Below are 14571 nucleotides of genomic sequence, written 5' to 3' on the forward strand. Positions count from 1 at the left end.
GAAATTCGGAGGCATCTTTTCGTTTACCAAACAATTCAATGTTGGCACCCATTGATCTGGCTTTAGGCTTTTCATTAAAATCTGTGCGATGTTTAACATGAGATTCTGAAAAGCGATTGGGGATAAGTACTTCTATTTTTTTTCCCAATAACTCACCCTTACTATAACCAAATAAACGCTCTGCACTTGGATTTATCCTGATGATCTCGGCCGCCTGATTGGTTATCAATATGCCCTCTGTCGCAAATTCAAATAATGCATCCAAACTTCCATTGTTTTCCATTGCATCAAATATGACAGGTTACGCCATAAAGATACAATCCATTTCCAAAAATAAGGCATGATTTCGGCACAAAACATGATAAAAATCATATCGAACGGCTGAGTTAAATCATTTTAATTTTTTTAAGCGAATCGTTCCTTTGTAAAAAACAAATACTATGAACTCGTCAAACGAAAATAAAAAGATGGAAAAAAATGCATTAACTGTATTTTTATCACTGGCAGGGATTATTTATACTTATGGCTTATGGATCAGCTTTTCTACCGGACATATGCTGGCCGGCGGACTTTTGATAGCTACGATTATTTTAATTGCCGGAATTGTAGTAGTATTGAATAAAACTTAAACTTAAATAAAATGGATAATATTCAGGGTCTATATTACGCTTTTGGTCAATTGGCTTATGCCGTGGCTGCTGCTGACGGAGCTATCCAACAGGTAGAAAGAACGGCGCTTCATAATTTATTAGTGGATAAATTCAAGGATCACAATATTGACTTTGATTATTCCGAGATCATCTTCCAGATACTGGCAAAGGATCATACAAAAGTTCATAACGCGTATGAATGGGCTATGCGTGAGATGAAGCTGAATGAATATTATCTGACCGAAAAAAAGAAAAATGATTTTGTGGATATTCTTCAAAAGATCGCCGCTGCTAAATCCCCTGTTACGATTGACGAAAAGAACATCATCGATAAATTCAGAGAGGATATAGCGCCATTAAAAGGAGACCCGGTCTTTACAGGAGAAAAGTAGATCGTCCCCGGTCCCGGTTATCCAAGTACCCTTTTAATTTCAGCATTATGGCCGCCATTATCGGAACTACATACAAATGTTATCACTGCGGAGAGGAATGCAAGGACCAAAATCTTTACCATAATGATAAACACTTTTGCTGCGAAGGCTGTAAACTTGTGTTTGGGATACTCGATCAAAACGGACTATGCGAATATTATGACCTTAGCAGAAATCCGGGAATTACTCAAAAGATAAAAGTCCGTGAGGGAAAATTCTCATATCTGGATGACCGGCAGGTAATAAATAAGCTGGTTCATTTTACAGACAATGAACAAAGCAGGGTTACCTTTTACCTTCCTCAGATCCATTGCAGTTCATGCATATGGCTGTTGGAAAACTTACACAAATTAGACGCCGGCATTATTCAATCCCGGGTAAATTTTCAAAGAAAAGAAATAACCATCATCTTTCATGTAGATCGATTTTCGCTCAGAAAAGTTGCAGAGCAGCTCACACAAATTGGGTATGAACCTCACATTAGCCTGAATGATATCGAAGATAAAAAAATTACCACCTATGATCGTTCACGGATTTTTAAATTGGGATTAGCCGGGTTTTGTTTTGGGAATATAATGATGCTTAGTTTTCCGGAATACTTTTCATACGGTAATTATACCGACAAAGGAATGAAAGAGTTTTTCGGTTATCTCAACCTTTTCCTTTCATTGCCTGTATTTTTCTACAGCGCATCTGAATTTTATATTTCAGCATGGAAAAGCTTAAAACAAAAATTCCTGAACATTGATGCACCTATAGCGCTTGCCGTAATTATAACATTCGCACGCAGTATATATGAGATCATAAGCGGAACCGGGGCCGGATATCTTGATTCCATGTCAGGCATTGTTTTCTTTATGCTGATCGGACGGTTCTTCCAGGACAAGAGTTATCAATCACTTTCGTTTGAAAGGGATTACAAGTCTTATTTTCCTATTTCAGTAACTGTTAAAAAAAACGGAATAGAAGAGAACATTCCTGTTTCACAGCTGAAAGTGGGCAACCGTATAGTGATCCATAACAATGAACTTATTCCTGCCGATTCGATCCTCTTTTACGGCAAGGCTGCAATTGATTACAGTTTTGTTACAGGCGAATCTGTCCCCATAGAAAAGACACTGGGTGAAATTGTTTACGCCGGAGGAAAACAATTAGGAGGAACATTGGAAATGGAAGTGGTTAAAGAAGTTTCGCAGAGCTATTTAACTCAATTGTGGAACGATGAAACATTCGATCGCAGCAGCGAAAAGAAGATTTCGTTCATTCATGAACTCAGCAGGAAATTTACCTGGATCCTTTTCGCTATCGCGGCATCAGCTGGCTTGTACTGGTATGTGAATGAACCTTCAAAGATCCTGAACGCCATAACCTCCGTGCTTATTGTTGCCTGTCCCTGCGCCCTGCTGCTTTCGGCTACATTCACCAACGGTAACATGCTTCGCATTTTTGGCAACCATAAATTCTACATCAAAAACGCGTCAGTTATTGAATCAATTGCTGATGCCGATACTATTGTTTTTGACAAAACAGGAACCATTACGCAAAATAATAATGCATTGGTTACCTGGGAAGGTTCGGAACTCAGCTCTTCACAAAAAGATCAGATATTCGCTTTGGTCAGGCAATCTACCCATCCATCGAGTCTTGCGATAAGCTACCATCTGAGTTCGGGTGTACAATTGCCGGTTAGCCATTTCAAACACTTTATAGGAGAAGGAATGGAAGGAATCGTTGAAGGAAAACACATCCGCATTGGTTCGCCCTCATTTGTTACGGGCATAAAAGAACATGCACCCGTGGCGGGAAAAGTATATGTAAGGATCGACGATAAATTGACCGGACATTTTATTATTCAAAATGAATACAGGAAAGGTTTTGAAGAACTGATCAAACAACTTTCAGAGAGATACAGGCTTGCTCTTGTTTCCGGCGACAATTCCGCCGAGCAAAAGCGGCTCATACAGCTGCTTGGAACTGAAAGTACGATCCTGTTCGACCAGTCTCCCGAAAACAAACTTCAATTTATTGAACAGCTGCAGAAAAACGGACATAAAGTAGTTATGATAGGAGATGGATTGAATGATGCGGGAGCCCTTAAAAAAAGCGATGCCGGTATTGTGGTTTCAGATAACATTAATAATTTTTCACCCGCATGTGATGCAATTCTGGACGGCACTATGTTCAGCCGATTAGGATCATTTTTTGAGTATGCGAAAGCCGGTAAGAAAATAATTATCGGAAGTTTTATTATTTCCATTATTTATAACATTATCGGGTTGACATTTGCTGTTCAGGGTACACTCTCTCCTGTAATAGCGGCAATACTCATGCCCATAAGCTCAATTTCTATTGTTGCTTTTACCACGGGAGTGAGCACTTTGGTGGCTAAAAAGATTATGATCTGATCATTTCGTTTCCCCTTCATGCAATTATTGATCAGACAAACCTGATAAATATCATGTCCAGGTCTGACATCGGTCATTATAGCGTGTATTCATAGCTTTTATTTTTGTTCAGTAGTTAAAGCTGTGATGATGAGCGCGATTTTCCTCTTGGTTGGAGTAAGTTTAACTGTAGCAGCCGGCTTCCTTGTCGCATTTATATGGTCTGTGAAAAACGGCCAATATGATGATAACTACACCCCCTCTATCCGAATGCTTTTCGATGATCCGGTTAAAAATCCTGACCAATCCGCAAACACAAAAAAATAACATATTATATGGAAATAGAAAGATTCAGATACGATAATAAGATAGTTAAGCAGTTCGCTTTTGCAACTATCCTTTGGGGACTTGTTGGAATGCTTGTAGGTGTATGGGCCGCCTTACAGCTAGTATACCCGGCGCTGAATTTGGGGATATCACAAACAACATTTGGCCGTTTAAGACCCCTGCATACCAATGCGGTGATCTTTGCATTTGTGGGCAATGGCATTTTTATGGGCGTTTATTATTCTTTGCAGCGCTTATGCAAAGCACGTATGTTCAGTGATCTGCTCAGTAAGATACATTTCTGGGGATGGCAATTGATCATTGTTTCGGCGGCATTAACACTTCCTTTCGGCTTCACAACAGGTAAAGAATATGCCGAGCTGGAATGGCCTATTGATATTGCGATTGCCCTGATATGGGTTGTTTTCGGCTGGAACATGTTCGGTACCATCATTAAAAGGAGAGAACGTCATCTTTATGTAGCCATTTGGTTTTTTATTGCAACGTTTGTCACAGTAGCGATGCTGCACATTGTTAATTCATTTGAGATTCCCGTTTCATTCATGAAAAGTTATTCATGGTACGCGGGAGTGCAGGATGCACTTGTACAATGGTGGTACGGACATAATGCTGTAGCTTTCTTTTTGACCACTCCTTATCTGGGACTGATGTATTATTTCATTCCCAAAGCGGCCAATCGTCCTGTTTATTCTTATCGCCTATCAATCATTCACTTTTGGGCACTTATTTTTCTGTATATCTGGGCCGGTCCGCACCACTTGTTGTATACCGCATTACCAGACTGGGCACAATCGCTTGGTGTTGTATTCTCAATAATGCTTCTTGCTCCATCGTGGGGAGGTATGATAAACGGACTGCTGACATTGCGCGGGGCATGGGACAAAGTCCGCGAGGACGTGGTACTTAAGTTTATGGTGGTAGCCATTACCGCGTACGGCATGGCCACATTTGAAGGTCCCATGTTATCATTAAAAAGTGTAAACGCGATCAGCCACTTCACCGATTGGACGATCGCTCACGTGCACGTTGGAGCCCTCGGCTGGAATGGCTTCCTGACCTTTGGTATCCTCTATTGGCTGATACCACGCCTGTTTCAAACCGATCTGTACTCGAAAAAATTAGCCAACTGGCATTTCTGGCTTGGGACATTGGGTATACTCTTCTATGCTGTGCCAATGTATTGGGCAGGATTTGAACAAAGCAAAATGTGGAAACAATTTACTGAAGAAGGCCAGCTGCAATACCAGTTCATTGAAACCGTGGTACGCATGAAACCTTTTTATGTGCTGCGCTCTGTAGGAGGCACAATGTACCTGATCGGTGCCATAATGATGACCTACAACCTTATCAAAACAGTAAAGATCGGGACCTTTCTGGCGGATGAAGAAGCTGAAGCTGCACCATTGGCAGCTGTTTATAAAGAACATAACGAAGAACACTGGCACAGATGGATAGAGCGCAGGCCTGTTCAATTACTCCTGTTAAGTCTTGGTTTAGTGCTTGTGGGCGGCGTGATCGAAATGGTGCCCACATTCCTTATCGAATCAAATATACCGACCATTGCAAGTGTTAAACCATATACACCGCTTGAGTTACAGGGTCGCGATATTTATGTGCGGGAGGGCTGCTATACCTGTCACTCACAAATGGTTCGTCCGTTCAGGTCGGAGACGGCGCGTTACGGAGAATATTCCAAAGCAGGAGAATTTATCTATGATCACCCGTTTCAATGGGGATCCAAACGCACAGGTCCCGACCTGGCAAGAATTGGCGGAAAATATCCCGATTCGTGGCATTATAATCATATGCTGGAACCAACCTCAATGGCGGAGTATTCAATTATGCCCAATTATGTCTGGCTGCTTGACAATAACCTTGATACGGCCAGTACACCTGGCAAGATCAGGGCTATGACAACACTTGGTGTGCCATACCCGAAAGATTATGACAGGATCGCTAACAAAGATCTTATGAAACAGGCTAATGAAATTGCAGCCAACCTTAAAAATGATAAAATTGAAACAGCTTCAGATAAAGAGATCGTTGCCATTATTGCTTACCTGCAGCGTTTGGGAAAAGATATAAAAGCGCAGCCCGTAATTAAAAATTAACAAGAAGTTATTTCTAACATAATATTTCTACCATGAAATTCATTAATTATTTAACCTCAATAGCCGGGATCGACATCTACCCGATGATATCACTTTTCATATTTGTGATATTCTTTTCAGTTGTAACATTCTGGGCTTTCAGCGTAAAAAAAGAGCAAATAACAGAATTGGAGCAGATCCCGCTCAAGAGTGATCAAGCTAGTATCAATCCATAAAAATATTTTTATGAACTCAATTCAAAAAATATCATCAAAATTCCGGAGATCTAAAAGATCAATACATGGTTTAGCCATTAGCATATTTATTCCGGGCTCCGTGCTCGCACAAAGCGTTAAAGTCTCCGAACCACCCTTTTGGTCAAATCCCTTACTGCTTGTGTTGGCGGGTGTAATTATTCTGTTGCTTATTGTAATTGTGGTATTGACCGATGTTTTAAAGAACACAGCCCAATATGCCAAAGATGAAAATAATAAGAACGGAATACATTTAGGAGTCATCACGCTCCTCTTATTGATGAGTTCCACCAATGGTTTTGCACAAGCTGCTCCGGCTGCTGCAGATTACAGGATAGGCGGCCTTGATCAGCATATATTTTACTTATTAATTACAGTTATACTTATCGAACTGCTCATCATCACCGTTTTACTCTCGAGTGTAAGAACACTATTGGGAATTGAAGAACGGGAAGTGAAAAAGGCCGCTCTGGCAAGTGTGGAAAATGAACTTCCGGGATTAATTGATAAGCTTAACGCATCGGTTGCTATTGAAGAAGAAGCCGAAATCATGTTTGATCATAGTTATGACGGCATACGCGAATTGGATAACGATCTCCCACCCTGGTGGAAATATGGTTTCTATATTACCGTCATATGGGCATTTGCTTATTTTACATACTATCACATCAGTTACGCGGGTGACCTTCAGATCGCGGAATATGAAAAAGAAATTAAAAAAGCGGATGCGGATCTTGTAGAGTACATGAAAAAGGCCGCTAACCTGGTTGATGAAACCAATGTCAAACTTCTTACTGACGAGGCAAGTATTGAAAAAGGGCACGAACTTTTTATGAATAATTGCGCGGCTTGTCATGGTAGAAAGGGAGAAGGTCAGGTTGGCCCGAATCTTACGGATGATTACTGGATACATGGAGGAAGTGTTAAAGATATTTTCAAAACAATTAAATACGGCTTCCCTGACAAAGGAATGAAATCATGGAAAGATGAGATATCTCCGTCTCAAACTGCCTACATTACTTCATACATAAAAACGCTGCATGGCACTAACCCGCCTAATGCGAAGGAAAAACAGGGAGATCTGTATACAGAACAAGCGACCATTTCCGATTCGCTACGTATCAAAACAGATTCACTGATCATTAAATCCGACACAATAGTTAAAACAGAGGCGCCGGCAATAAAATAATGTATGACCGAAAAGACAGATACAGGCCGGAACGAATCATTCAGGGATTCGATATCAACCATTGACAAGGAAGGTCACAGGGCATGGATCTATGCGCAGAAGCCAAAAGGAAAGCTGTATAATGCACGTACGTTAACAAGTATAATCTATCTTATAGCATTTTTCACGATCCCTTTTATTAAAATAGATGGCAATCCCCTATTCCTCGCCAATATTGTTAAAGGGAAATTCATTTTGTTCAGCATGGTGTTCTGGCCCCAGGATTTTTTTCTGTTTGGCTTAGGCATGCTCATCTTTATACTGTTTATAGTTCTTTTTACTGTGGTGTTTGGCCGTGTTTTTTGCGGATGGGCCTGTCCGCAAACAATTTTCATGGAAATGGTTTTCCGGAGAATAGAATACTGGATCGAAGGCGATGGTACACACCAAAAAGCGCTGAATAAAAGTCCATGGAACAGAGATAAGATCATTAAGAAAATTTCCAAGCATACAATATTCATGCTGGTTGCGTTTCTTATTGCCAACACTTTCCTCTCTTACATAATTGGTATTGATGAACTGTTCAGGATCGTTCAGGATCCAATTTCAGCTCACATAGGAGGATTTGTATCCATTTGGCTGTTCACGGGCGTATTCTATTTTATTTTTGCGTTGTTCCGTGAACAAGCCTGCCTCGTGGTTTGTCCGTACGGACGCTTGCAGGGAGTATTGCTGGATAAAAATTCTATTGTTGTTGCCTACGACTATATCCGCGGTGAATTGCGCGGCAAATTTAAAAAAAATGAGACGCGTACAATTGGTGACTGCATTGATTGCGATCAATGTGTTAAAGTTTGTCCGACCGGTATTGATATACGCAACGGCACGCAATTGGAATGCGTGAACTGCACCGCATGCATTGATGCCTGTGATCACATGATGGAAAGTGTTGGCCTGCCGAAAGGGCTCATCCGTTATGATTCGGAAAACGGCATTATCAATAAACAAAAATTGAAGATCACTCCCCGGCTGATCGCCTATAGCTGTGTGCTGCTTGTGTTGATCGGACTCGAATCGTTTCTTATAATCAGCCGCAGTGATATTGATGTCAGCATCATCCGTGCCCGCGGTCTGCTTTACCAGGAGCAGCCTGACAGCATACATGTGAGCAATATTTACAATATTAAACTGGAAAACAAAACACGTACGAATATGCCGGTCCGGCTTAAACTGGAATCAGCTAACGGAGAAATTAAACTGATAGGTAAAGAAGGCCTTGAGGTTGCAGGTGAAAACCATGCACAGGGAGAGTTCTTCATTATTCTTGACAAAAGAAAAATCAAAGCGCGAAAAACAAAATTAAAGGTCGGAATTTATTCGGCTGACAAGAAAATAAAAATAATAGAAACCAGTTTCTTTGGACCGGTTTCAAAGTAACTGCAAAACAAATTATCATGATACAAATGAACTGGGGGCATAAAATAGCGCTATTATACATCGGCTTTGTTGCGATGATAATTACACTGGTTTTTCTGGCTTCCAACCAGAAGGTCGACCTCGTTTCGGCAGATTATTACGACCAGGAAATAAAATTCCAGGGTAAGATAGATGCGATAAACAATATGAATACATTAAGCGGTACTATTGTATGTGAGGCGAAGGATAAATCGGTGCACATCAGCTTTCCTAAAGAGCTGCTTGAAAAAAATGCCACAGGAACGATCAGGTTATACCGTCCGTCGGACGCTTCGTTGGATCTTCAGACAAAACTTATCATTGACATTAAAAACGACCAGGTCATATCTTCCGGAAAATTTAAAAGGGGATTATACAAAATGCAGATCAATTGGAAAATGGAAAATAAAGATTATTATTTTGAAGAATCAATATTCATGAACTAAGATGAGCTTTTTTATTGCAGCCATATCCTTAGGTTTTTTGGGCAGTTTTCACTGCGTAGGCATGTGCGGGCCAATAACACTGTTATTGCCGCTGAACAATGATACTTCATTAAATAAAATTGCGGGGACTGTTCTTTACAATCTGGGAAGGATAACTACTTACACCTTGCTCGGAGGACTTTTCGGATTACTCGGACAAACTTTCGTGCTCGCGGGTTACCAGCAGCTCTTATCTGTTACAATCGGGACAATCATTCTGATAATTGCAGTATTACCGGATAAGATCACAAACAGTTTAAGGCCAACAGGTATTATATCCGGGATAATTACTCCTTTAAAAAATTCATTAAGACAATATATACACAACAGATCATTGTATTCACGTTATTTTATCGGGACATTGAATGGATTATTACCATGCGGATTGGTATATATGGGCATAGCCGGCGCGATGGCCACCGGCAATTCCGCTTCAGGTGCCTTGTTCATGGCAATTTTCGGACTAGGTACTTTTCCCGTTATGTTTGCTATTTCACTTTTTGGAAGCAATATCAGCGTTGACGTACGGCAGAAAATAAACCGGGCTGTACCTGTATTTATAATATCCATGGCCATCCTGTTAATTCTGCGCGGGGCCAACCTGGGTATTCCGTATATCAGTCCAAAGCTGGTCAATACTGAAAGCCCCACATTAAACTGCTGCCGTAAATGAAGTTCATTATTGGAAAAATACAACATAGCCGCGCCGCGCTACAAGTTATACCAAATTGATTTATATATAGTCCAATCAGTATTTGGTATAATGCCGATCGGATAGCTGTTTGGGCCAATGCAATTGGACCATTACAGATATCACATCGGTATTATATAATCACGACGTGAAAATGTCATATATTATGACCCTTCTGAAAGATATTCACAGTCGCCTGATAAAAACACATGCCTTATTCAAGCGTAAAACTGTTGCCCGGTGCAGGTATAGCGATATCAGCAAATCCAATTGCTGTTAATTTCTCCTTAAAATCCTTTTGAACCTGCGGCTCACCATGTACAAGGAAAACTTTCTTCACCTTTGTTTTATCCTGGCAGGATAAATATTCTATCATCTCCTTATAATCTCCATGAGCACTGTAAGAGTTCATCACCTCAATTTGCAGCTTAACTTCATACTGCTGTCCGAAAATGCGCACAAATTTTTCTTTAGCCAAAAAAGAAGCGCCCAGTGATTCCGGTGGACAATAACCCACTATCAGCAACGTGTTTCGCGCATCACCAACATTGTGTTTCAAATGATGTTTTATCCTTCCGGCTTCCATCATGCCTGATGCGGCGATAATGACACAGGGCTCGGTCGAGCTGTTAATATCCATCGATTCTGTCACATTGCGGGTATATATCAGGTTATTAAATCCAAACGGGTCCGGATCACTCTTTAAATACTCGATCACTTTTTCGTTGAATGCCTCCGGGTGCGACCGCATAATATTGGTGGCATTGGTGGCAAGCGGACTATCAACATACACTTTAACAGGAGGCAACTGCTTTGAGGTCTGCAGCCTGTCGAGTGTATAAACGATCTCCTGCGTACGACCAAGACTAAAGGCGGGGATCAACAATTTACCTTTTTTTTCAACACAGGTTTGTCGGACAATGCGGAGCAATCTTTGTTCAGCTTCTTCAATGGGTTCATGTAACCTGTTCCCGTATGTCGATTCACACAGAATATAATCCGCCTGCGGAAACGGAGCCGGCGGTTTTAACAACAGATCGCTTGAACGGCCTATATCCCCGGTAAAACACACCTTTGTTTCTTTGCCTGTATCGCTTAAAATAAGATTGACTGCTGCGCTGCCCAAAATATGCCCGGCATCGGTGAACATGAACTTTACCTCATCATTTATTGTGTACCAATGTTCGTAAGGAATGGTTTGAAAATGTCCGAGACATTTTTCAACATCATGCAGTGTATATAGCGGCTTTAATTGCGCCTTACCCTTTTTTACTCTTTTTTTATTGATGTAGGTAACATCTCCTTCCTGAATATGCGCGCTATCCTTTAACATGATCTCGCAGAGGTCGTATGTGGCAGGTGTACAATAAATTTTACCGGCAAAACCCTGTTTGACAAGGTTAGGTAAGTTACCGCTATGATCCATGTGCGCATGCGATAATATAACCGCATCAATGTTTTCAGGCTTAAAAGCGAATACCCGGTTAAGGGTATCGTTATCAGCTCCCCTACCCTGGAAAAGACCACAATCCAATAAAATATTTCTTCCTTTTGTAGTAGTGAGTAAATGTTTGCTCCCGGTAACCGTTTGAGCTGCGCCTAAAAATCGTATCTGCATATTTATCTTGTTTTTAATTCAATAAAGATAGGTTATTGATTAGATAACTTCTATTTCGTTGGAAGACAGAAGTTGGAAGTCCAAAGACAGAAGTTGGAAATCACCAGACTTCAAACTTCCGATCTTTTTTACATCAACAATATAATTACCAGTGATCATTATGCGTAAATTGCAACAGGATCACGTACACAATATCAACAACCAAAGGATACCATGCCGCAAAACATTATTATAACAAAAGCTTCAGGCGAACAGGTACCGTTCTCTACCGAAAAACTTAAACGTTCACTGGAAAGATCGGGGGCAGGTGAAGCTATAATTAACAACATCATAGCTGAGGTCGAAAAAAATTTATTTGAAGGAATTTCAACTAAAAAGATCTACCATAAAGCATTTGCCTTGCTGCGAAAAACATCTAAACCCATCGCGGCCAAATATAAACTTAAACAGGCCATTATGGAGCTTGGCCCCTCCGGCTATCCCTTTGAAAAATATATCGGTGAAATATTAAAGCAACAGGGCTTTTCGGTAAAAGTAGGAGAAGTCCTGAAAGGGCATTGTGTAAATCACGAGATAGATGTGATCGCTGAAAAGGGAAACAATCATTATTTAATTGAATGTAAATACCACAATACCACAGGAATAATATGCGATGTAAAGATCCCTTTATACATCCAGGCCCGTTTTAAAGATGTGGAACAACACTTGGCAACTATCCCGGGCAATGGCTCAAAGTTCAACCAGCGTTGGGTAGTAACGAATACCCGGTTTTCGACAGACGCCATTCAGTACGGACTTTGTGTCGGATTAAACCTGATCGGATGGGACTTCCCCAAAAAAGGGAGCCTGCGTGAACAAATTGACAATTCTATGCTTTACCCTGTTACCTGCTTAAGTACATTAACTAAAACCGAAAAGCAGCGATTACTGGATAATAAAATTGTTCTGAGTAAAGAGTTAAGCAATAATTCGAAATTATTAATGAGCATAAACATACGGCCGAATCGCTTTGATGGAATATTCAAGGAGATTAACTCTCTTTGCAGTACAAAAAAATAATTGTTGATTTTTATAATTCAGCATATACTGCTACGCACATTACCTGGACAATATTTAATTCTTTGAAAGTATTGTAAAGTAATTTTAAAAATTACTCGGTTGTTACACCTTCAAATTCGGCCTCGTTCTTTTCGGCTTCTGCTTTGGTATGCCTAACAATTCCGTCTTTATGATGAGGAGGAGCGTAAATGGTGTACATTTTTAACTCCGTGCCGGTGTCGGTGTTAATAATATTGTGCTTCGCGCCTGCGGGTACAATAATAACATCGCCGTCCTTCACGTTGTAAACATTTCCATCAATAATGCATTTCCCTGTTCCGCTTTCAAACCGGAAAAACTGGTCATTGTCGTGGTGGATCTCTTCCCCGATCTCTTCGCCGCCTTTAAGGCTCATGAGTACGAGCTGAAGGTGTTTACTCGTGTATAATACTTTCCGGAAGTTTGTGTTTTCCAAGGTGTCTTTTTCGATGCCTGATTTGAATCCCTTCATCTTTCTTTTCGTTTTTTAGTTTGTATCTTTTCGGGGGCCACTGAAAGTGGTTTCGAAACCCTTGAAATTAGTTTATTGATTCGCTAATTAATTCAATTAAGTTCATATTTTAAGTCACCTTAACCCTTAAATCGTGAAATTACTTTTCTTCCTTGATGAAGAAAAGTAACAAAAGAAATCAAGACAAAACGATTCCTGCCGCACAAAGCTACACGGCACCGCGTTTTGTCGCGGCCCACCCGCTGTTAAACAATATAATTCTACAAACATTAATAATATTTATTATCACTTGCTTTATAATAACCTCTGTTAAGTCAGCATTAACCTTTGTCCCCCCTTATCCGTTTTTAACCGTTTCACCATTCTTTTTATTCCTGATATTTTCTAACTCTTTAAATAAAGCAATTTCTTTTTCAGCAAGATTTTTCGGCAGCATCACTTTTATTGTGGCGTACAGGTCTCCGAACTGGCCTTCTTTTCCAAACAGCGGCATCCCGAGCCCCTTTAACCTGAATGTTTTTCCGTTCTCTGTTTCTTTCGCAATATCTATTTTAATCGTTCCCTTCAGTGTTCTCACAATGGTTTTGCCGCCAAGTACACAGGTGTAAAACTCAACAGGTATATCACAATAAACATCGTCACCTTTTCTTACATAGTGTGTGTGTGGAGAGACAAACACAGTAATATAAACATCTCCCCTTTTTGCACCTTTGCTGCCATAGGCACCTTTCTCTTTCAGCCGCAGCACCTGGCCATCTTTAACGCCGGGCTTAATTTTAATTTGCAGCTTCTCCGACTCAATTTCAAACTGGCGGGTTGTACCGGTATATGCTTCTTCAAGTGATACCTCCACTTCCGCTTTATAATCTGCGCCTTTTGATGGACCCCGGCTTCGTCCTCCAAAACCTCCCCCTCCTCCTCCGAAAATATTTTCAAAAAAATCAGAGAATTGTCCGCCGCCTCCAAAGTCATCGTCACCGGTGCTATAGGTATAGCGTTTACCTCCACCCGCATTTTGCCATTGCGACCAATCAAAATCGCCCGTATTAGCCCCTTGTTGCTGGTACTGCTGCCAATTCGCACCTAACTCATCGTACTTCTTCCTTTTTTCAGGGTCGCCCAACACTTCGTTGGCTTCATTGATCTCCTTGAATTTTTCCTCAGCAGCCTTGTTTCCCTGATTTTTATCCGGATGGTATTTTACAGCCAGCTTACGATAAGCCTTTTTAATTTCATCAGCAGAAGCCGACTTTTCAACCCCTAATATTTTATAATAATCCTTGTAATTCATTTTATCAAAAAGCTATTTAATTTTAATCATTCTATTTTATCCTATAAATATAGCGTTTCAAAAATAGATGTGCTGTTCAGTCTGCCGAATGATATAAGTCACAATTAAACCTGACTATGGTCATTACTTCGAGAGGTCTCGTAAAGTAGATTTGACA

The 14571-nt window shown here is 40.5% G+C and carries 14 protein-coding genes; 10 read left to right on the forward strand and 4 right to left on the reverse strand.

What is annotated here, in order from left to right:
* A partial coding sequence (locus tag HYU69_12210; GenBank protein ID MBI2271100.1) for a PAS domain S-box protein occupies positions 1–283 on the reverse strand: 283 nt, incomplete at its 3' end.
* A 157-nt stretch (positions 284–440) separates the two neighbouring features.
* On the opposite strand from HYU69_12210, the gene HYU69_12215 reads away from it, so the two are divergent.
* The 9 genes from HYU69_12215 (at position 441) to HYU69_12255 (ending at position 9938) form a co-directional block, all read left to right on the forward strand.
* Positions 441–629: a hypothetical protein gene (locus HYU69_12215; protein ID MBI2271101.1), complete on the forward strand. Its 189-nt coding sequence runs from the start codon at positions 441–443 to the stop codon at positions 627–629.
* An 11-nt stretch (positions 630–640) separates the two neighbouring features.
* Positions 641–1042 (forward strand): hypothetical protein, encoded by a 402-nt coding sequence (locus tag HYU69_12220; GenBank protein MBI2271102.1) that lies wholly within the window; start codon positions 641–643, stop codon positions 1040–1042.
* 47 nt (positions 1043–1089) lie between these two features.
* Positions 1090–3486, forward strand: a complete 2397-nt coding sequence (locus HYU69_12225) for a heavy metal translocating P-type ATPase metal-binding domain-containing protein (GenBank protein MBI2271103.1) — start codon at positions 1090–1092, stop codon at positions 3484–3486.
* A 129-nt stretch (positions 3487–3615) separates the two neighbouring features.
* Complete coding sequence (gene ccoS / locus HYU69_12230; GenBank protein ID MBI2271104.1) at positions 3616–3792, forward strand: cbb3-type cytochrome oxidase assembly protein CcoS; 177 nt, start codon at positions 3616–3618, stop codon at positions 3790–3792.
* Positions 3793–3800: 8 nt separating this feature from the next.
* On the forward strand, positions 3801–5924 hold the full coding sequence (gene ccoN / locus HYU69_12235) for a cytochrome-c oxidase, cbb3-type subunit I (GenBank protein ID MBI2271105.1): 2124 nt from the start codon (positions 3801–3803) through the stop codon (positions 5922–5924).
* Between the two features lie 225 nt (positions 5925–6149).
* Positions 6150–7346: a c-type cytochrome gene (locus HYU69_12240; GenBank protein ID MBI2271106.1), complete on the forward strand. Its 1197-nt coding sequence runs from the start codon at positions 6150–6152 to the stop codon at positions 7344–7346.
* Between the two features lie 3 nt (positions 7347–7349).
* Positions 7350–8762: a cytochrome c oxidase accessory protein CcoG gene (gene ccoG, locus HYU69_12245; protein MBI2271107.1), complete on the forward strand. Its 1413-nt coding sequence runs from the start codon at positions 7350–7352 to the stop codon at positions 8760–8762.
* A 17-nt stretch (positions 8763–8779) separates the two neighbouring features.
* Complete coding sequence (locus tag HYU69_12250) at positions 8780–9226, forward strand: FixH family protein (GenBank protein ID MBI2271108.1); 447 nt, start codon at positions 8780–8782, stop codon at positions 9224–9226.
* Between the two features lies 1 nt (position 9227).
* Positions 9228–9938, forward strand: a complete 711-nt coding sequence (locus HYU69_12255) for a sulfite exporter TauE/SafE family protein (protein MBI2271109.1) — start codon at positions 9228–9230, stop codon at positions 9936–9938.
* 232 nt (positions 9939–10170) lie between these two features.
* On the opposite strand, the gene HYU69_12260 is transcribed toward HYU69_12255, so the two are convergent.
* On the reverse strand, positions 10171–11574 hold the full coding sequence (locus HYU69_12260) for an MBL fold metallo-hydrolase (GenBank protein ID MBI2271110.1): 1404 nt from the start codon (positions 11572–11574) through the stop codon (positions 10171–10173).
* Between the two features lie 213 nt (positions 11575–11787).
* On the opposite strand from HYU69_12260, the gene HYU69_12265 reads away from it, so the two are divergent.
* The gene (locus tag HYU69_12265) at positions 11788–12633 is read left to right on the forward strand and encodes a restriction endonuclease (GenBank protein ID MBI2271111.1); all 846 of its coding nucleotides are present in this window, start codon (positions 11788–11790) and stop codon (positions 12631–12633) included.
* 91 nt (positions 12634–12724) lie between these two features.
* Here the strand turns inward: HYU69_12265 and HYU69_12270 are convergent, their stop codons facing one another.
* Together HYU69_12270 and HYU69_12275 are read right to left on the reverse strand one after the other, a co-directional pair.
* Positions 12725–13123, reverse strand: coding sequence for a cupin domain-containing protein (locus HYU69_12270; protein ID MBI2271112.1), 399 nt, complete (start codon positions 13121–13123; stop codon positions 12725–12727).
* A gap of 337 nt (positions 13124–13460) precedes the next feature.
* Entirely contained in the window at positions 13461–14414 is a 954-nt protein-coding gene (locus HYU69_12275; GenBank protein MBI2271113.1) for a J domain-containing protein, read from the reverse strand.
* Between the last annotated feature and the right edge of the window lie 157 nt (positions 14415–14571).

The sequence above is a fragment of the Bacteroidota bacterium genome (assembly GCA_016183775.1).
In the GTDB taxonomy this organism is placed as follows: domain Bacteria; phylum Bacteroidota; class Bacteroidia; order JABDFU01; family JABDFU01; genus JABDFU01.

What these genes read in the sequence shown, in the direction of transcription:
- HYU69_12215 (MBI2271101.1), top strand. Translation starts at nt 441, where the DNA reads ATGAACTCGTCAAACGAAAATAAAAAGATGGAAAAAAATGCATTAACT.
- HYU69_12220 (MBI2271102.1), top strand. Translation starts at nt 641, where the DNA reads ATGGATAATATTCAGGGTCTATATTACGCTTTTGGTCAATTGGCTTAT.
- HYU69_12225 (MBI2271103.1), top strand. Translation starts at nt 1,090, where the DNA reads ATGGCCGCCATTATCGGAACTACATACAAATGTTATCACTGCGGAGAG.
- ccoS (MBI2271104.1), top strand. Translation starts at nt 3,616, where the DNA reads ATGAGCGCGATTTTCCTCTTGGTTGGAGTAAGTTTAACTGTAGCAGCC.
- ccoN (MBI2271105.1), top strand. Translation starts at nt 3,801, where the DNA reads ATGGAAATAGAAAGATTCAGATACGATAATAAGATAGTTAAGCAGTTC.
- HYU69_12240 (MBI2271106.1), top strand. Translation starts at nt 6,150, where the DNA reads ATGAACTCAATTCAAAAAATATCATCAAAATTCCGGAGATCTAAAAGA.
- ccoG (MBI2271107.1), top strand. Translation starts at nt 7,350, where the DNA reads ATGACCGAAAAGACAGATACAGGCCGGAACGAATCATTCAGGGATTCG.
- HYU69_12250 (MBI2271108.1), top strand. Translation starts at nt 8,780, where the DNA reads ATGATACAAATGAACTGGGGGCATAAAATAGCGCTATTATACATCGGC.
- HYU69_12255 (MBI2271109.1), top strand. Translation starts at nt 9,228, where the DNA reads ATGAGCTTTTTTATTGCAGCCATATCCTTAGGTTTTTTGGGCAGTTTT.
- HYU69_12260 (MBI2271110.1), bottom strand. Translation starts at nt 11,574, where the DNA reads ATGCAGATACGATTTTTAGGCGCAGCTCAAACGGTTACCGGGAGCAAA.
- HYU69_12265 (MBI2271111.1), top strand. Translation starts at nt 11,788, where the DNA reads ATGCCGCAAAACATTATTATAACAAAAGCTTCAGGCGAACAGGTACCG.
- HYU69_12270 (MBI2271112.1), bottom strand. Translation starts at nt 13,123, where the DNA reads ATGAAGGGATTCAAATCAGGCATCGAAAAAGACACCTTGGAAAACACA.
- HYU69_12275 (MBI2271113.1), bottom strand. Translation starts at nt 14,414, where the DNA reads ATGAATTACAAGGATTATTATAAAATATTAGGGGTTGAAAAGTCGGCT.